At 67.8% G+C, this 17,228-nt stretch carries 15 protein-coding genes; 5 read left to right on the forward strand and 10 right to left on the reverse strand.

Translation table 11 applies throughout. The annotated features are described in order from the left end of the window. Window positions 1-48: 48 nt before the first annotated feature. From ppc to VH567_RS11650, 3 genes are all read right to left on the reverse strand, one after another. Window positions 49-2,724, reverse strand: a complete 2,676-nt coding sequence (ppc, locus tag VH567_RS11640; protein ID WP_423326251.1) for a phosphoenolpyruvate carboxylase — start codon at window positions 2,722-2,724, stop codon at window positions 49-51. 291 nt (window positions 2,725-3,015) lie between these two features. After that, window positions 3,016-3,390: a hypothetical protein gene (locus VH567_RS11645; RefSeq protein WP_277984115.1), complete on the reverse strand. Its 375-nt coding sequence runs from the start codon at window positions 3,388-3,390 to the stop codon at window positions 3,016-3,018. Between the two features lie 26 nt (window positions 3,391-3,416). After that, window positions 3,417-3,983: an HNH endonuclease gene (locus VH567_RS11650; RefSeq protein ID WP_423326253.1), complete on the reverse strand. Its 567-nt coding sequence runs from the start codon at window positions 3,981-3,983 to the stop codon at window positions 3,417-3,419. A gap of 89 nt (window positions 3,984-4,072) precedes the next feature. On the opposite strand from VH567_RS11650, the gene gluQRS reads away from it, so the two are divergent. Then, on the forward strand, window positions 4,073-4,906 hold the full coding sequence (gene gluQRS / locus VH567_RS11655) for a tRNA glutamyl-Q(34) synthetase GluQRS (protein WP_423326255.1): 834 nt from the start codon (window positions 4,073-4,075) through the stop codon (window positions 4,904-4,906). A gap of 235 nt (window positions 4,907-5,141) precedes the next feature. Here the strand turns inward: gluQRS and VH567_RS11660 are convergent, their stop codons facing one another. Next, the gene (locus VH567_RS11660; protein ID WP_423326257.1) at window positions 5,142-5,492 is read right to left on the reverse strand and encodes a DUF3147 family protein; all 351 of its coding nucleotides are present in this window, start codon (window positions 5,490-5,492) and stop codon (window positions 5,142-5,144) included. 83 nt (window positions 5,493-5,575) lie between these two features. On the opposite strand from VH567_RS11660, the gene VH567_RS11665 reads away from it, so the two are divergent. The 4 genes from VH567_RS11665 (at window position 5,576) to egtD (ending at window position 8,878) form a co-directional block, all read left to right on the forward strand. After that, window positions 5,576-5,806: a twin transmembrane helix small protein gene (locus VH567_RS11665; RefSeq protein ID WP_056052241.1), complete on the forward strand. Its 231-nt coding sequence runs from the start codon at window positions 5,576-5,578 to the stop codon at window positions 5,804-5,806. A gap of 184 nt (window positions 5,807-5,990) precedes the next feature. Continuing rightward, window positions 5,991-6,572 carry a cob(I)yrinic acid a,c-diamide adenosyltransferase gene (locus VH567_RS11670; RefSeq protein ID WP_423326259.1) on the forward strand — a complete coding sequence of 194 codons (582 nt, stop codon included), beginning with the start codon at window positions 5,991-5,993 and terminating at the stop codon, window positions 6,570-6,572. Window positions 6,573-6,632: 60 nt separating this feature from the next. Further along, window positions 6,633-7,901, forward strand: a complete 1,269-nt coding sequence (egtB, locus tag VH567_RS11675) for an ergothioneine biosynthesis protein EgtB (protein WP_423326261.1) — start codon at window positions 6,633-6,635, stop codon at window positions 7,899-7,901. Next, window positions 7,901-8,878: an L-histidine N(alpha)-methyltransferase gene (egtD, locus tag VH567_RS11680; RefSeq protein ID WP_423326263.1), complete on the forward strand. Its 978-nt coding sequence runs from the start codon at window positions 7,901-7,903 to the stop codon at window positions 8,876-8,878. The genes egtB and egtD overlap by 1 nt, the downstream gene beginning before the upstream one ends. Before the next feature lie 30 nt (window positions 8,879-8,908). Here egtD and nagE read toward each other — a convergent pair whose 3' ends face one another. The 6 genes from nagE to VH567_RS11710 form a co-directional block, all read right to left on the reverse strand. Next, window positions 8,909-10,612: an N-acetylglucosamine-specific PTS transporter subunit IIBC gene (gene nagE / locus VH567_RS11685; RefSeq protein ID WP_423326265.1), complete on the reverse strand. Its 1,704-nt coding sequence runs from the start codon at window positions 10,610-10,612 to the stop codon at window positions 8,909-8,911. Then, entirely contained in the window at window positions 10,609-13,200 is a 2,592-nt protein-coding gene (gene ptsP / locus VH567_RS11690) for a phosphoenolpyruvate--protein phosphotransferase (protein WP_423326267.1), read from the reverse strand. Before ptsP ends, nagE begins: the two co-directional genes overlap by 4 nt. A gap of 4 nt (window positions 13,201-13,204) precedes the next feature. Next, entirely contained in the window at window positions 13,205-14,356 is a 1,152-nt protein-coding gene (gene nagA / locus VH567_RS11695; protein ID WP_423326269.1) for an N-acetylglucosamine-6-phosphate deacetylase, read from the reverse strand. Then, the gene (locus tag VH567_RS11700) at window positions 14,353-15,360 is read right to left on the reverse strand and encodes an SIS domain-containing protein (RefSeq protein WP_423326542.1); all 1,008 of its coding nucleotides are present in this window, start codon (window positions 15,358-15,360) and stop codon (window positions 14,353-14,355) included. The genes nagA and VH567_RS11700 overlap by 4 nt, the downstream gene beginning before the upstream one ends. Window positions 15,361-15,451: 91 nt before the next feature. Then, entirely contained in the window at window positions 15,452-16,189 is a 738-nt protein-coding gene (locus VH567_RS11705; protein ID WP_423326271.1) for a GntR family transcriptional regulator, read from the reverse strand. An 88-nt stretch (window positions 16,190-16,277) separates the two neighbouring features. Continuing rightward, a complete protein-coding gene (locus tag VH567_RS11710; RefSeq protein ID WP_423326273.1) occupies window positions 16,278-17,069 on the reverse strand; it encodes a copper homeostasis protein CutC in 792 nt (263 codons plus the stop codon). Window positions 17,070-17,228: the final 159 nt, after the last annotated feature.

Raw genomic sequence — 17,228 nt, forward strand, 5'->3', positions numbered from 1 at the left:
CCGCAAGTGCGGCGGGCCCCTTCCCTCTCCCCGGAGGGGCGAGGGAGTTTAGCCGCTGTTTCTTAGGGCGGTGGCGATGGCGTTGATCGAGAGGAGGATGCCTTCGCCGATCTTGGGGTCCTGCTCGCCGGCGCGGCGGCGTTTGATCAGTTCGATCTGGAGTAGGTTTAGCGGCTCGATATAGGGGAGGCGGAGGCGGATCGAGGCGTCTAGGGCGGGGTGCTTTTCTAGCAAGCGGGATTGGCCCGTCACCGTGAGCAAACCGTCATGCGTCTGGTGCCAGCCGTCGCGGATCGTGGTGAAGATTTCGCGGAGTTTGTCGTCTTCCACGAGCCCGGCATAGCGTTCGGCGATGCCGATGTCGGACTTGGCTAGCACCATTTCGAGGTTCGCCAGCGCGGAGGCGAAGAGGGGCCAGCCTTGCGCCATGTCCTTCAACAGCGCTTTGTCCTCGAAATCGGCGATCGCGCGGCCGACTCCGTACCAGCCGGGGAGCATGACGCGCGCCTGCGCCCAGCTGAACACCCAGGGGATGGCGCGGAGGTCTTCGATGCGGTCGGACTTGGTGCGGCTGGCGGGGCGGCTGCCGATCTTGAGGCCGGCGATCTCTGCGATCGGGGTCATCTGGCGGAAGAAGGTGCGGAAGCCTTCGGTGCCGTAGACGAGGTCGCGGTAGCTGTGGAACGCGGTGTCGCTGAGCGTGTCCATCGCGGCCGAGAAGCTGGCGTTGTCGGCGTTGGAGAGGCGTTCGGGTTCGAGGCTGGCGAGCAGCGTGGCCGAGGCGATCGCCTCGAGGTTGGTCATCGCGGCGTCGCGCGTGCCGTATTTGGCGGCGATGACTTCGCCCTGCTCGGTGATCCGGATGCGGCCCTGGACGGTGCCCGAGGGCTGCGCGCGGATCGCGCGGAAGGCCGAGCCGCCGCCGCGCCCGACTGCGCCGCCGCGACCGTGGAACAGCTGCATGCCGACGCCGGCCTTCGCGAAGACGGGTTTGAGCGCGGTCGAGGCTTTCGAGAGCTGCCAGGTGGAGGTGAGGTAGCCGCCGTCCTTGTTGCTGTCGGAATAGCCGATCATCACTTCCTGATGGCCGCGCGCCTTTGAGATCGTCGCGATCTCGGGAAGTGCGAACCAAGCGGTCATGACGGCGGGGGCGGCTTCGAGATCGCCAATCGTTTCGAACAGCGGGACCGCCATGATCGCCGCCGTGGGTGTGTCGCCGGGGCGGTAGAGGCCGACTTCCTTGAGCAGGAGGTTCACTTCGAGCAGGTCGCTGACCGACTGCGCCATCGAGACGATGTAGTTGGTGATGCACTGAGGGCCGTAGGCGGCGTGCGCGTCGGCGGCGGCCTGGACGATCGCGAGTTCGCCTGCGGTTTCCTCGGTGTATTCGGCGAAGCGCGAGGTGAGCGGGCGGGCGTTGGCGAGTTCGCGGCGGAGGAGCGCGACGCGGGCGTCTTCGTCGAGCGACGGGTAATCGGCTTCGACGCCTGCGACTTTCAGCAGTTCGGCGACGACGCGTTCGTGGACTGCGCTGTTCTGGCGCAAGTCGAGCGTAGCGAGGTGGAAGCCGAACGTCTCGACCGCGCGGATCAGTCGGCCGAGCGCGCCGCCGGTCTTCAGCGCGGTGCCGAGGCCGTGCGCGAGCGTGACGAGATCGGCGCGGAAGTCGGCAGGGTTGGCATAGGGTTCGCCGGTGAGACGGCCGGGACGGGGCGAGTGCTTGCCGGTGAGCGTTTCCTGCGTCGCGGCGAGCCGTGCGTAGATGCCCGAGAGTGCGCGGCGATACGGCTCGTCGGCGCGGCTGGCGGCATCGTCGCCGCTGGCGTCGGCGAGCGCCTGCACCGCTGCGTCCGCCGGCGCGTGCTCGGTCGAGATCGAGAGCTCGGCGCCGAGCGCGTGGACCGCCTCGCAATAATAGCCAAGCACCGCTTCGCTCGCCTTCGCCAGCGCGGTCTTGAGCGAATCTGCGGTGACGTAGGGGTTGCCGTCGCGGTCGCCGCCGATCCAGCTGCCGGGGCGGAGGAAGCTGGGCGTGCGTTCGCCGAGGGCGCGGTCCCAGCGCTGGTAGAGTGCGGGGAGCGCGGGGAGGAAGACGTCGCGGAGATAGCTGAGCGCGGTGTCGACTTCGTCGGTGACGTAGAGGCGGTCGCGGCGGAGGACGCGGGTTTGCCAGAGCAGCGCGATCTGGCGGAGGATCGCGTCGTCGACGCTGTCGCCATCCGGCGTGGTGTCGCGGCCGAGATCGCGCAGGCCCATCAGCTCGGCGATGCGGTTGCGGTGGTCGATCATGCTTTTCCGCCGGACTTCGGTCGGGTGCGCGGTGAGCACGGGGGCGATCAGCGCGTGGTCGAGCAGCGTGCGGATCTGGGTTCGGTCGATGCCTTCGGATTCGAGCTGGGCGATCGCGGAGGCGAGGTCGGCGCCGTCTTCTGCGGCGATGCCCTGGCGGTCCTCGGCGAGGTTGGCGAGCATCGAGAACAGCATGAAGCCGCGGACGAAATCGAGCGTCTCGTCGAGGCTGAGCTTTTCGAGGCTGAGATCGACCGCGCGGTCGTCGCCGGCCTTGCCTTCGGAGGCGTCGCGGTGGCGCTCGACCGAGGCCTTGCGGATCGTCTCGGTGGCTTCGAACAGGCGCTCGCCGCCATAGGCGCGGATGACGTCTCCGAGCAGTTTGCCGAGGAAACGGATGTCGGAATTGTTCGCGATTGCGGGGAGGCTAGCCATGGCGCCTTGCTGCGCTGCGGCAGGGTTTAGGTCAACCGGGAATGGAGGGTAGGAGGCGTGAAATCGAATGCATCATGCCGGTGTGGCGTAATATTATTGTCTTTGGGTGCCCCTGGGCGTCATCCCAGCCCCACTCCGTCATCCCAGCGAAAGCTGGGATCTCCGCGTGTGGCGGGTGTCGCAAACCCCGAGAGATACCCCAGCGTTCGCTGGGGTGACGGATGAGGATGGGCGTACGTCGCGAACCCGGAGGGATACCCCAGCTTTCGCTGGGGTGGCGGCTGTTTGGGCTCAGCGCTTCCGTGACTCCGCGCGTTCTTCCGAGGTGACGGTACCGTCTCGGTTGAGGTCCATCCTGTCGAACCAGGCGAGCGTGCCTTCGCTCCACTCGATCGCGGTGATGACGCCGTCCTTGTTGCGGTCGAACGCCTTGATGCGCGCGTTCGGTGCGGGGAGTTCGTCCTTGGTTATGCGGTCGTCGGCGTTGCGGTCTAGCGTGCGGAAACGGCGTTCCATGCTGGCGCCGAAATCGAGCCGCGACGTCACCGACGGGGGCACGAAGCCGACCGCGTTAGCATCGGCCTGCGCGCGCTGCTCGTCCTTGTTGCCGCACGCGGACACAAAAAGTCCCGTCGCGGCAAGCGCCGCCACCAGTTTCACCTGCATAGTATCTCCCGTCGTCTTGAAAGCCGTTACGCTTCCAGTTCAACGTCCCAATAGAGCCAGTCGTGCCATGTGTCGTGCAGGTAGTTGGGCGGAAAACTGCGGCCGTGTTCCTGCAGATGCCAGTTGGTCGGCCGGATCGCCTCGATGTGCAGCGGCATCGCCGCCTGTTTCGGCGTGCGCCCGCCCTTCTTCAGGTTGCAGGGCGAGCAGGCGGTGACGACGTTCTCCCACGTGGTACGACCGCCTTGCGCGCGCGGCACGACATGGTCGAAGGTGAGATCGCGCAGCTTGCCGCAATATTGGCAGGTGAACTTGTCGCGCAGGAACAGGTTGAAGCGGGTGAAGGCGGGAAATTGCGACGGTCGGACGAACTGCTTGAGCGCGATCACCGAGGGCAGCTTCAGCGCGAAATTGGCGCTGCGGACTTCGCGTTCATAGGTGGCGACGATGTCGACACGATCGAGGAACACCGCCTTGACCGCGGTTTGCCACGGCCAGACGCTGAGCGGATAGTAGGAAAGCGGCGTGTAATCGGCATTGAGCACGAGCGCCGGACAACCATCCGGGTGGCGTATCAAATCGGGGTGAAACACGGCTCCTCCCACTCAGGCTTCGCATGGCGCCCTATGGACGATGGCGATGACGGCAGCATGACAGCACGGCGCGTGGCGTCAGGTCAAGCGTGGTGAGCGTCGTGACGCGGTTCGCGCCGAGCCCGACGGGGCGGCTGCATCTGGGCCACGCGGTGTCGGCGATCCGCGCGCACGACTTTGCGCGCGAGCGGGGCGGGCGGTTCGTGCTGCGGATCGAGGATATCGACGGGACGCGGAGTCGGCCGGAGTTCGTCGATGGGATTCTCGAGGATCTGGCGTGGCTTGGGCTGTCGTGGGACGAGCTCGTGTTCCAGTCGGAGCGGCTGGCGACGTACGACGCGGCGCTAGAGACGTTGAAGGCGCGCGGGCTCGTGTATCCGTGTTTCTGTACGCGGGCGGAGATCGCGGCGAGTGCCTCTGCGCCGCAGGGGGAGGTCGGGCCGGTCTATCCGGGGATCTGCCGGGGGCTGTCGGCGGCGGAGATTGCGGCGCGGACGGGGGCGTGTTGCTGGCGACTGGATATGGCGAAGGCCGTGGGCGAGACGGGGGCGCTGTCTTGGCATGACGCTGCGGCGGGGTGGGTCGTGGCGAATCCTCTGGCGCAGGGGGATGTGGTGTTGGCGCGGAAGGATGCGCCGGCGAGCTATCATCTGGCGGTGACTCTGGACGACGCGGCGCAGGGGGTGACGGACGTGGTGCGGGGGGGGGATCTGTTTGCTGCGACGCACGTGCACCGGGTGTTGCAGGCGCTGCTGGGGTTGCCGGTGCCGCGCTATCATCATCATCCGCTGGTGGTGGGTGCGGCGGGGCGGCGGTTGGCGAAGCGGGATGGGGCTTTGTCGCTGGCGGAGATGCGGGCGGCGGGGGAGGATGGGGTTGCGTTGGCGGCTCGGGTGCGGGGTGGGGGCGTTGGAATTGGGTGATGCGAGGCGGAGGTCGCCAACGGATCGCCGTCTGCACTTCCTTGTTCTCCCGCGAAGGCGGGAGCCCAGACTGGGTCCCCGCCTTCGCGGGGAAACAGGGGGAAGGTGCGGTGGCTTCTCAGCCGCCACCCCGGCGGAGGCCGGGGCCCAATTGGGATGCGGCGCTGGCGTAACGCATCGCTCCGTTACCTCGGCTTTCCCAATTGGGCCCCGGCCTTCGCCGGGGTGGTGTTTTTTACAGTTCGATCCCCAGTCTCGGCGCCGCCCAGGTCATCGCTGCATACAGCGCGATCGTCAGCGCACAGCCGGCCACCAGCGACACCCAGAACGGTACACCGTGGCGGAGCAGTGCGGGGATCAGCAGGAACATCGGCAGTGACGGCAGCACGTACCAGAAGGTCGCCCCGGCGTGCGCGGCCATCGTCCGGGGGTCGGGCTTGTCGTGCCACAGCCAGATCATGCCGAGCACGGACACGAGGGGCAGCGACGCCACGAGCGCGCCGAAGCCGGGATAGCGCTTGGCGATCTCCGACGCGGCGGCGATGAGGATGCCGGATATCAGGGCTTTCAGCGTCAGGTATAACATACAGCATTTGCGCGCATCTTGCGGTCATTCACAACACGCATCGTGGCATTGCTAGCGTCGCCGCACGCGCTTACATTCGGCGCATGAACACATTCCTCGTCATCCTCCTGATCGCGGCGATGATCGCGACCGTCGTGGCTCTGGTGCGGGGCGTCGTGTCGTTCCTGCAGGAGGGCACCGCGCAGGTGCGCGACGGCAACGGCCCGAGTGCCGCCTCGCTGAAATCGAATCGGATGATGCAGCAGCGGATCTTCTTCCAGGCGCTGGCAATCCTGATCGTGGTGGTGATCCTGTTCGCGGCGGGCCGGAACTAGGTCGGGATCAGGTTACGGGGCAAACCCAAAACCATCATCCCAGCGGATGCTGGGATCTCACCGTTGGGCGAGCGTCGCGAACCACGTGGGATACCCCAGCTTTCGCTGGGGTGACGGGCTCTCGGAGTGACGGGTTTTGGTACGCTTCCGACTTAAGGAATGGTCGGACTGAGGGAATGGGCCGATGGTCAAGCTGAACAAGATCTACACGCGGACCGGCGACGACGGCACGACCGGGCTGGTCGACGGATCGCGCGTGTCGAAGGCGAGTGCGCTGATGCAAGCGATCGGCGATGTCGACGAGGCGAACTCGGCGATCGGCGTCGCGGTGGTGGCGTTGGGCAGCGATCCGCTGGCCGCCGCACTGGAGCGGATCCAGAACGATCTGTTCGATCTCGGTGCCGACCTGGCGACTCCCGCGGGCGAAAACGGCTTTGCGCCGTCGGAGATGGTGCTGCGGATCGTACCGGAGCAGGTCGAGCGGCTGGAGCGCGAGATCGATGCGATGAACGCGCATCTCGCGCCGCTGCGCAGCTTCATCCTGCCGGGCGGGTCGCCGCAGGCCGCGGCGCTGCATCTGGCGCGCGCGATCACCCGGCGGGCCGAGCGTTCCGCGGTTGCCGTCGGGGACATGACGCTAAATCCGGCAGCATTAGCGTATGTTAACCGACTTTCGGATTTCCTGTTCGTCGCGTCGCGCGTGGTGAACCAAAACGGGGCCGGCGACGTTCTATGGCGACCGGGGGCTACGCGCGCGCAGGCGTGATCGGCGTTCGAGCGTCGTGGTACCGACTGCGGTACCGGGCGTCGCACTGAAGGAAGATCGATGCCGCAGCCTATCCGCCCCGATGCAACCGCCTCCCATTGGTCGGACTTGGCGCAGCGGTTCGCGGCGGTGCGCGCGCTGACGCTGGGACTTGCGGCACCGCTGACGGATGCCGATGCGACGGTGCAGTCGATGCCCGATGCGTCGCCGACGAAGTGGCATCTCGCGCACACGACCTGGTTCTTCGAGACGTTCGTGTTGCGCGATCATGTCGCCGGCTACGTGTTGCACGACGAGCGTTTCCCGTTTTTGTTCAACAGCTATTACGAGGCCGAGGGGCGCCGCCATGCGCGCGATCGGCGTGGGATGGTGACGCGGCCGTCGATCGACGAGGTGCGGGCGTATCGCGCACATGTCGATGCGGCGTTGCTCGACGCGCTGCCGGATTTGCCGGAGGAGGCGCGAGAATTGGTGGCGCTCGGGTGCCATCATGAAGAGCAGCACCAAGAGCTGTTGGTGACCGATATCCTCCACATGTTTTCGGAGAACCCGCTCGAGCCGGCGATGTGGCCGGCGGCGCGGAAAGTCCCGGTCGCGATGCCGGGGCCGATCGGCTGGATCGCGCACGAGGGCGGGATCGTCGAGGTCGGGCATGACGGCGAGGGCTTCGCGTTCGATTGCGAGGGCCCGCGACATCGCGCGCTGCTCGCGCCGCACGCCCTCGCCGACCGGACCGTGACGAATGGCGAATGGGCGGCGTTCATTGCCGATGGCGGCTATACCGAAGCGCGGCATTGGCTGGCGGATGGTTGGGCCTGGGTGAAGGCCGAGGGCATCGTCGCGCCGCTCTATTGGGAGCAGGGCGAGTCCGGCTGGACGCGGTTCGGGCTCGACGGGCGGCGGGCGATCGATCCGGCGGCGCCGGTGACGCATGTCAGCTTTTTCGAGGCGGATGCGTATGCGAGCTGGGCTGGCGCGCGGTTGCCGACCGAGTTCGAATGGGAGGCGGCGGCCGCCTCGCATGATGCGACCGGTGGCAACCAGATGGATGTCGCCAGCCCCGTCGAGCCGCGGCCATCCGCGGGCGGACCGGCGTTCTTCGGCGACGTCTGGGAATGGACCGGCAGCGCGTACCGGCCTTATCCCGGGTTCGTCACTGCGGCGGGGGCGGTCGGCGAGTATAACGGCAAGTTCATGAGCTCGCAGTTTATCCTGCGCGGTGGCAGCTGTGCAACGCCGCGCGGTCACGCGCGGGCGAGCTACCGCAATTTCTTCTATCCGCATCAACGGTGGCAGTTCACCGGCGTGCGCCTCGCGAAAGATATCTGATGTTGAAGCCTGAGATCGAGGACGGCCAGCAGACGTTGGCTGATCCGCAGTTCCGTGCGGACGTGCTGGACGGGCTCGCGCGACGCCCTCGGGCGATCCCGGCGCGGTGGTTCTATGATCGGCGCGGGTCGGAGCTGTTCGAGAAGATCACCGACTTGCCCGAATATTATCCGACGCGGACCGAGCGGGCGATCCTGGAGACCGCGTGTCCGGAGGTGGCGACGCTGGCCGGCGAGGGCCGTGCGGTGGTCGAGTTCGGGTCGGGATCGTCGACCAAGACGCCGATCCTGCTCGATGCCGTCGCGCCATCGGTGTACGTGCCGATCGACATCTCGGGCGATTTCCTGCGGGAGTCGTCGAAGGTGCTGGGCGAGCAGTTCCCCGACCTGCTGGTGCTGCCGTTCGAGGCCGATTTCATGCGGCCGCTGAGCCTGCCGAAGACGATCGCCGAGACGCCGAAGCTCGGGTTCTTCCCGGGATCGACGATAGGCAACATGATCCCGCTTATGGCGGTCGACCTGTTGCGCGCGATGCGGACGTCGCTCGGTGTCGGCGCGATGCTGTTGATCGGGATGGACCGGATCAAGGGTGAGGACGTGCTGGTGCCAGCGTATGACGATGCGCAGGGTGTGACCGCGGCGTTCAACCTCAACCTGCTCGAGCGGATCAACCGCGAACTCGGCGGCGATATTCCGGTCGATGCGTTCCGTCACAAGGCGGTGTGGAACGACGATCGCGCGCGGATCGAGATGCATCTAGAGGCGGTGCGGGACGTTGCGTTTACGGTCGATGGGCGGTCGTTCGAGATGGCGGCGGGCGAGACGGTTCACACAGAGAACAGCCACAAATACGGTGCACGCGATGCGCGCATCCTGCTGCGGTCTGGAGGATGGACGCCGATCGCCGCGTGGACCGATCCCGATGGGCTGTTCGGCGTCTATCTGGCCGAAGCGCAGGTGGAACGGCCGGCACCCTGACCGGCCGCTCTTCTGGCTGACTTCTGGGCGTCAGCCTGCGACGATCGCGGCGTCGTCGTCGAGCAGCAAATGTAGCAGGCCCGTGCTCGGTCGTGCGATCGCATGGACGCCGAGTGCTTCGAGCGCGGGCGTAGAGATGTGGTTCGTATCCTTCAGGCGAATACGCAGGCGCGTTCCGTGTCGGCTCGCCGCCTCGACGTTGTCCGGACCGCCGAGTGCGGCGAGCGTCGCGGCCGTCAGGCGGACATCGTCGGACACGGCGGTAACCGCCCGCGCAGAGACCGGGGGTGCACCACCGGCTGCGATCGCATCACGGATTTCGACTGCAACCGAATCCGCGATCGGGCCGAGCACGATCTGGAGCGCGTTGGCCGATGGGCGGATCAGGCCGCGAGCGCCGAGCGCCTTCAGGCGCGGCTCGTCGACGCGTTTCTGGTCCACGACGATCAGGCGCAGCCGCGTCGTGCAGGCGCCGACGCTCGTCAGGTTCGCGGCCCCGCCAAGCGCCTCGGCAAACGCTGCGCCGCGTTCGCTTTTGGCGATCGTTGCCGCGGCGACGGGCGCATCGCGCTCTCGGCCGGGGGTCGGCAGGTCGAGGCGCTTGATGACGGTGCGGAACAGGAAATAATAAATTGCGGCATAGGCGAGGCTGACCGGGAGCAGCAGCAGCGGCTTGGTTGCCTTGCCGTAGTTCAGCACATAGTCGAACAGCCCGGCGGAGAAGCCGAAGCCGAGCTTCACGCCGAGCGCATCCATCAACGCCATGGACACGCCGGTCAGCACCGCGTGGATCGCGTAGAGCACGGGGGCGAGGAACATGAAGCTGAACTCGATCGGCTCGGTCACGCCGGTCAGTGCCGAGGTGAGCGCGAGGCTGAGCAGCATGCCGCCCACCGCTTTCCGGCGCTCGGGCAGCGCGGCGTGGTACATTGCGAGGCAGGCAGCGGGCAGGCCGAACATCATCACCGGGAAGAACCCCGCCATGAACGCGCCCGCAGTCGGATCGCCCGCGAAGAAGCGGCGGAGGTCACCGGTTGTGCCCTGATAGTCGCCGGCGACGAACCAGACGATGTTGTTGAGCAGGTGATGCAGCCCGGTGACGAGCAGCAGGCGGTTGAGCAGGCCGAACGCGAACAGGCCGAACCCGCCCGCGCCGCTGATCCCGTAGCTGAGGCCGTCGATCCCGGTGCTGAGCGCGCCGAAGCCGAGGCCGACGACGATGCCGAGCACGAGGCCCGCGACGCCGCTGACGATCGGCACGAACCGGCGTCCGCCGAAGAAGGCGAGATATTCGGGGAGCGCGATCGCGGAGAAACGGTTGTAGAAACTGCCGCCGATCAGGCCGGAGAGGATGCCGATCGGGACGTCGAGGCGCGCGATCGCCTTGGCTTTCCACGCCGCGGTGGCGAGGGCGATGGTGTCGCCGGTCAGACCTTTGAGCGCGTCGGCGGGGACGGTCATCAGCGCTTGCGCACCTTGGGTGGTGACGAGGTAGCAGACCACGCCGGCGAGACACGCCGCGCCGTTGCCGTCGCGCGCGAAACCGGTCGCGACGCCGATCGCGAACAGCAGGCCGAGGTGCGAGAAGATCGCATCGCCAGCGGCGCTGAGCACGGCGATGTCGAGCAGGTCGGGTTGGCCGAGACGCAGCAGGAGGCCGGCGACGGGGAGCACCGCGATCGGCAGCATCAGTGCGCGGCCGAGCGGCTGGAGGAGTTCTAGCACCGATTTCATGGGCGGAATTCCCGGGCGAGCGCGCGGACATCCGCGGCTGAGATACAGGTCATTGCGGCCGCAGCGTGCGCGCGGCAGGCGTCGATCGTGAGGGTTGCGACCAGTGCCTTGATCTCGGGCACCAGCGCGGGCGCGGACGAGAGTTCGGTGACGCCGAGGCCGATCAGGATCGGTACGGCGAGCGGATCGGAGGCGAGGCCGCCGCACACGCCGGTCCATTTGCCGTGGACCGCGCCGCCTTCGCAGGTCCGTGCGATCAGACGGAGGACGGCGGGGTGGAGCCCGTCGAGGTCGCTCGCCACCGCCGGATTGCCGCGGTCCATCGCCAGCGCGTATTGCGTCAGGTCATTGGTGCCGATCGAGAGGAAGTCGGCTTCGCTGGCCAGCAGGTCGGCGGTGATCGCGGCGGCGGGCGTCTCGATCATGATGCCGAGGGCGACGTGCTCTGTGTGGCCGATCGCGGCGGCTGCTGCGTCGAGTGCTTTGCGGACCGCGCGGAGTTCGGCGAGGCTCGCGATCATCGGGACCATGATGCGGCACTGGCCGGCGGGTTGGACTGCGAGGATGGCGCGCAACTGTGCATCGAGCATCTCGGGGTGGGCTAGGCCGACCCGGATGCCGCGCAGGCCTAGCGCCGGGTTCTCTTCCGCGGCGATCGGGAGGTAGGGGGCGGGCTTGTCGCCGCCAATGTCGAGCAGGCGGACGATCAGCGGTCGGCCGGCTAGCGTGTCGGCGATGCGCTGGTAGTCGGCGGTCTGTTCCTCGACGCTGGGGGCGCTGTTGCGTTCGAGGAACAGGAATTCGGTGCGGAGCAGGCCGCAGCCTTCGGCGCCGTTGCGGACCGCGGCCTCGGCATCGTCGGCCGAGCCGAGATTGGCGAAGGCTTCGATCCGGACGCCGTCCTGTGTGCGGCATTCGCGCGCGGCGTTGGCGAGTGCGGCGCGGCGGCGTTCGGTCTGGGCGTCGAATGCGGTTTTTGCGGTTGCCTGCGTTTCGGCGTCGGGGGCGACATGGAGCAGGCCTGCGCCGGCGTCGAGGATCAGTGGCGTGCCCGTCGTGATCTCGGCGAGGGCAGGGCCGACTGCGACGAGTGCGGGCAGGCCCATCGTCGCGGCGAGGATCGCGACGTGCGAGGTGGGGCCGCCGCGCTCAACGCAGAAGCCGACGATCGAGGCGGTGTCGAGGCCGAGCAGGTGCGAGGGGAGCAGGTCGTCGGCCAACAGGATCGTGCCGGGCGGTAAGCTGAGGCGTTCGTCGAGGTCTTCGCCGGCGAGTGCGCGCAGGACCTGGCGTTCGAGGTCGAGCATGTCGTCGGCGCGTTCGGCGAGGCGGGCGTCGCCGGTGGCGTGGAGTGCGTCGGCCTGGGCGCGGATCGCGGTGCGCCACGCGTAGGCGGCGCTGTCGCCGTTCGCGATCGCGGCGTGGGCAGCGTCGGTCAGCGTGGGGTCGTCGAGCAGGGCGGTATGCGCGGACAGGATTGCGCGTTCGGGGCCGGTTGCGATGGCGGATTTGGTGGTGAGGCGGGTGGTGACTTTGGCTAGCGCGGCGTCGAGCGCGGTGCGTTCGGTGGTTGCGCCTGCGCCTTCGCGAGTCACGGTGATCTCGGCGAGGCGGAAGAGTCCGGCCTGGCCGATCGCGATGCCGGGGGAGGCGGTTACGCCGGGGAGGCGGCCGTCGGCTGGGAGGGACAAGACCTTCCCGCCTGCTACTCCCGGTTCCCCTGCGGAGGCGGGGGCCCAGGACCCAGCAGCGTTATCGGTTGGGATTCCTGGGCCCCCGCCTTCGCGGGGGAACACTGGAGGGGACCCCGCCTTCTCGCCCATGCCGCCGAGGATCAGGTCGCCGATTGCCGCGAGCGCGTCGGCAGCGTCGGGGCCGGTCGCGGCGATCGTGATCTGGTCGCCGAGCTTTACGCCCAGCGCCATCAGCGCGACCGGGCTGCGGACGTTGCAGTCGCGCCGATCGGCCTCGACCGGGGCATCCTTCGTAATCTTTATCTCGGACACGAACTTCCGCGCGGTCTCGCCGATCCGAGCAGCCGGCCGCGCGTGGATGCCGTGGACCAAAGGCACGACGATCGTGCGGCGGACCGTGTCGCCCTCGACCACCGCCACGTCGGCCGCGTCGACGCGCGGTTCCAGCGTCATCATGGCCTCACCGACTCCGACCAGCCGATCCGTCTCGCGGCGGACGATCGTGAAGCGTTCGGGGTTGGTGACGATCACCGGCGTGATCACCGCGCGAGCCTCGCAGACCAGCAGGTCGAGATCGAAGCGGATCAGCGGATCGCCGCGCTGGACGGTCGCGCCTTCGACGACGCATGGGCTGAACCCCCGTCCGCCGAGCGCCACGGTGTCGAGGCCGATGTGCATCAGGATCTCGGCGCCCTCGGGCGTGCGCAGCGTGATCGCGTGGCCGCTGGCGTGGACGCTCAGCACGACGGCATCGCACGGCGCGTGCAGGCAATCGCCGGTCGGATCGACGGCGATCCCGTCGCCCATCATCCGTTCGGCGAAGACCGGGTCGGGGACCGCCTCGAGAGGCGATGCCCAGCCCTGGAGGGGCGACGTCAGGATGATAGGCTTCATCGTTTCAAGTCCTGCCTGCGACCAGTTGGCCGCCGATCCAGGTGCCCGCGGGCCTCAGGTCGGCGGTGAGCGCGACCCAGTCGGCGCGCAGGCCGGGGGCGAGTGCGCCGCGCTCACGGCCGAGGCCCAGGAACGCGGCGGGGTTGGTCGCCGCCATCTTCGCGGCGGTGGCGACATCGGCATGGGTCCGTGCGACGAGGTTGCGGACCGCGCCGGCCATGTCGAGATCGGAGCCGGCGAGCGTCCCGTCCTCGCCGAAGCACTTGCCGCCCTCGACATGGATCAGGCGGCCTTGCAGGCGGAAATCCTTGTCGACCGCGCCGACCGACGGCATCGCGTCGCTGACCAGCATCAGCCGGTCGTGGGGGCGGGCGTTAAGCGCGAGGCGGAGCGCCGCATCGTGAACGTGGAGGCCATCTGCGATCAGCCCGCAATAGACGTGGCGATCGTCGAGCGCGGCGCCGACCACGCCGGGCGCGCGGTGCAGCAGCGGCGACATCGCGTTGAACAGATGCGTGATCCCGGTCAGGCCTGCGCCGACTGCCTCGACGATCGTGTCGTAATCGGCGTCGGTATGGCCCGCGCTGACGATCACGCCGCCTGCGACGAGCCGGGCGATCGAAGCGGGATCGGTCAGTTCGGGCGCGAGCGTCACCATCACCCGGCCCTTGCGCGGACGGATCAGCAATTCGATCATCGCGTCGTCGAGCCGCCGGAACTTGGCCGGATCGTGAATGCCCTTCCGCGCAGGGTTGATGCACGGCCCCTCGATATGCGCGCCGACTACGCCGGGAACACCCGCCAGGATCGCGGCGTCCATCGCATCGAGCGTCGCTGCGATCACGTCGGGCGTGTCGCTGATCAGCGTCGGCATGAACGCCGTCGTGCCGTAGGGCGCATGCGCCGCGCCGATCGCGGCGATGCCGTCGACGGTCGGCTGGTCGTTGAGCAGGACGCCGCCGCCGCCGTTGACCTGCGTGTCGATGAAGCCGGGGACGAGCCAGCCGTTCCGGAGGTCGATCGCGTCCGACGGCGTGCCGTCGAGCGCTGCGATTCCGACGATCCGGTCGCCATCAACGGTGATCGTCGCGCCGTTCAGCAGCGCATCGGGAGTGACAATCGTACCGTTGACGAATTGCATCTGGAGGCGGCTCATACCGTCTTCGTCACCTTGCTCAGGTGGAGCGGCGCGTCTGGATCGAGGCCGCGGCGAAGCGACAGGGAATTGGCCATGCGGTAGAAGCTCTGGATCATGAGGATCGGTTCGATCGCGGGGTGCGCGGTGAACGCGGCCTGATCGCCTTCGCCGTTCGCCTTCGCATCGGCGAGGCAGACGACTGCGCCGCGGGCGCGGAACTCGGCCGCCGCCTCGCGCACGCCGTCCCCGGCGGTGTCGGAGGTGGCGAACGCGATCACCGGGAAGCCGTTATTGACGATTGCCATCGGCCCGTGGCGGACTTCGGCGGCGCTGAACGCCTCGGCATGGAGCGCGCAGGTTTCCTTGAGCTTCAACGCCGCTTCCTGCGCGATGCCGTAGCCATAGCCGCGACCGATCACGAACAGGTTGTTGGCGTCGGCCAGCGCATCGATCACCGACGTCCAGTTCGCGCCGAACGCCATCGTCAGCATGTCGGGGAGCGTGTCGATCGCCTTGGTCAGCGCGTCGTTCTGCGACCACGCCGCGGTCAGCGCCGCGAACGCCGCGAGTGCGCAGATATAGGATTTCGTCGCTGCGACCGAGCGCTCAGGGCCTGCCTTCAGCGCGATCATCGTGTCGGCCATCTCGGCGAGCGGCGACGTCTCGTCGTTGACGAACGCGACGACGTGCGCGCCGGCCTTCTGATAGGCGGAGACGGTGGCGAGCAGATCGGGGCTGCGACCGCTTTGCGAGACGGCGATCACCAGCGCGGTGCCGGGTGCCATCGGTGCGGCATAGACCGACGAGACCGACGGGGCGGCGGAGGCGACCGGCACGCCGAGGAGCGTCTCGATCAGGTATTTGCCGTAGGTCGCTGCATGATCGGACGAGCCGCGCGCGCAGGTGACGACGACTGCTGGCGGCGCGGCGCGGAGGCGTTCGCCGAGCGCCGTCAGTGCATCCCGGTTGGCGGCGAGCAACCGCGCAACGGCGTCGGCGGCTTCGGCGGCTTCGCTGAACATCAGCGTCGGCGCGGCGTCGTCAGCCACGGATATCCGGTCTTGTATCGTCTCGGTCACGGTAAGCCCCCCGGCCGGCGCCCGTGCGCCGGCGTCAGATGTCGTTGAGTTCGGCGACGAGATCGTACGCGTCGCCACGGTAATAGGATTGGGTGAATTCGGCGGCCCGACCGTCGCGCAGGAAACCGCGGCGTTCGATGAACAGGCCGGCATGGCCTGCATCGACGCCGAGCATCTTGGCGTGTTCGGGACTGAAATGGACCGCACGCAGGCGTTGCAGCGCGCGGACCGGGCGATTGCCGGCGGCTTCGAGGGCTTCGTACAGCGAATCCTCGACCGCATCGATCGAGGGCAGGCAATATCCGGCGATGGTCGAATATTCGAGCGCCATCGGCGTGTCGTCGGCGTAGCGAATCCGCTGGAACCGGTACACCGAAGACCCCGGCGACAGCCCGAGCGACAGCGACTCCTCGGGCGTGACCATGCCGACGGTGCGGCTGACCCAGGCGCTGCTCGGCGTCCGGCCGCGCGAGATCATGTCCTCCGAGAAGGACGACAGCTTCGAGAAGCTCTTCTCGACGCGGGTGGCGACGAACGTGCCCGCACCGCGACGACGTGTCAGCAGGCCTTCCTCGACCAGCCCGCCGATCGCTTTGCGCACGGTGATGCGCGAGACGTCGTATTCGACCGCGAGATCACGCTCGGCAGGGAGCGCGTCGTCCTTGGCCAGCACGTTGCGGTTGATCGCATCGCGGATGAGCTGCTGGAGCTGGACATACAACGGCGCGGGATTGCCATCCCGGAACCTGCCAATGCTCGTTGAAAAGGACATGAAGGCGACTTTCGCTGATGCCGGAGCGGGCCTCGAAACGAGAAATGACCCGGCAACCGATCTTGGATACGTTATGTATTGGTATTGTTCAAGTCCGTTGGTCGACGCGTTCCGCGAGCGTATCGACCAGGACGGCCTTGAGAGCGTGTACGCGCGCGGCGTCGGTGTGACGACGTCCGGGTGCGGTAAAGCCGAAGCGGCGTTCGCGGGCGTCGTCAGCGGACCCGTTCTCTGCCGTGACGCTGCCGCATGACGCATGGATTTCGTCGATGCCGGTCGCCAGGATCGATGCGACATTGCCCGCGTCGATCCCGCTGCCCGCGAGGATGACGATCCGGCCCGCCGCGCGCCGATGCAGCGTTTCGAGCATGGCCGCGCCGTCGATCGCCTTGGGCTCGCCACCCGAGGTGAGCACCCGATCGAAGCCGAGCGCGATCGCGGCGTCGAGCGCGGCCGGCAGGTCGGCGCACAGGTCGATCGCGCGGTGCAGGGTGAGCGAGAGCGGTGTATTGCGTGCCGTGCCCAGCGTACGGGCGTGCGCGACGAGTGATGCCAGCAGGTCAGTGTCGAGCCCGTGGTCGGCGCGACTGGCGCCGATGACCACGCCGGCAAGGCCCGCTTCGGCAGCGGTGGTGATGTCGGCCGCGATCAGGGCCGCCTCGCTGGCGGAATAGTGGAAGCCGCCTTCGCGCGGGCGCACGAGCATATGGACGGGGATCGGCGCAGCGCGTGCGGTTGCAATCATAGAGGCGGCGATCAGCGAGGGCGGGGGGGTAAGTCCGCCCAGCGCGAGCGCGGCGCAGAGCTCGATACGATCGGCGCCGCCTGCGATCGCCGCATCGAATCCCGCGATATCGTCGACGCAAATCTCGAGGGTCATCGGGCAGGCTTTCGGCTGGTCGTAATAATATTACGTTTGGCCGATCGAATCGCCCGCTTCAATCCCCAAAGGGTGGGGAGTCGGCAAGAAATGGTATTGTCGGCATTGGCGCAAAAGTGGGGGCTTTTGCCGGCCTGTGAGGGCGTACGGACGCTAAGT

The sequence above is a fragment of the Sphingomonas sp. 4RDLI-65 genome, from assembly GCF_049472435.1.
Classification (GTDB): domain Bacteria; phylum Pseudomonadota; class Alphaproteobacteria; order Sphingomonadales; family Sphingomonadaceae; genus Sphingomonas.

What these genes read in the sequence shown, in the direction of transcription:
- VH567_RS11705 (WP_423326271.1), bottom strand. Translation starts at nt 16,189, where the DNA reads ATGTCCTTTTCAACGAGCATTGGCAGGTTCCGGGATGGCAATCCCGCG.
- ppc (WP_423326251.1), bottom strand. Translation starts at nt 2,724, where the DNA reads ATGGCTAGCCTCCCCGCAATCGCGAACAATTCCGACATCCGTTTCCTC.
- VH567_RS11660 (WP_423326257.1), bottom strand. Translation starts at nt 5,492, where the DNA reads ATGTTATACCTGACGCTGAAAGCCCTGATATCCGGCATCCTCATCGCC.
- VH567_RS11665 (WP_056052241.1), top strand. Translation starts at nt 5,576, where the DNA reads ATGAACACATTCCTCGTCATCCTCCTGATCGCGGCGATGATCGCGACC.
- VH567_RS11645 (WP_277984115.1), bottom strand. Translation starts at nt 3,390, where the DNA reads ATGCAGGTGAAACTGGTGGCGGCGCTTGCCGCGACGGGACTTTTTGTG.
- nagE (WP_423326265.1), bottom strand. Translation starts at nt 10,612, where the DNA reads ATGAAATCGGTGCTAGAACTCCTCCAGCCGCTCGGCCGCGCACTGATG.
- egtD (WP_423326263.1), top strand. Translation starts at nt 7,901, where the DNA reads ATGTTGAAGCCTGAGATCGAGGACGGCCAGCAGACGTTGGCTGATCCG.
- nagA (WP_423326269.1), bottom strand. Translation starts at nt 14,356, where the DNA reads ATGAGCCGCCTCCAGATGCAATTCGTCAACGGTACGATTGTCACTCCC.
- egtB (WP_423326261.1), top strand. Translation starts at nt 6,633, where the DNA reads ATGCCGCAGCCTATCCGCCCCGATGCAACCGCCTCCCATTGGTCGGAC.
- VH567_RS11700 (WP_423326542.1), bottom strand. Translation starts at nt 15,360, where the DNA reads ATGTTCAGCGAAGCCGCCGAAGCCGCCGACGCCGTTGCGCGGTTGCTC.
- ptsP (WP_423326267.1), bottom strand. Translation starts at nt 13,200, where the DNA reads ATGAAGCCTATCATCCTGACGTCGCCCCTCCAGGGCTGGGCATCGCCT.
- VH567_RS11670 (WP_423326259.1), top strand. Translation starts at nt 5,991, where the DNA reads ATGGTCAAGCTGAACAAGATCTACACGCGGACCGGCGACGACGGCACG.
- VH567_RS11710 (WP_423326273.1), bottom strand. Translation starts at nt 17,069, where the DNA reads ATGACCCTCGAGATTTGCGTCGACGATATCGCGGGATTCGATGCGGCG.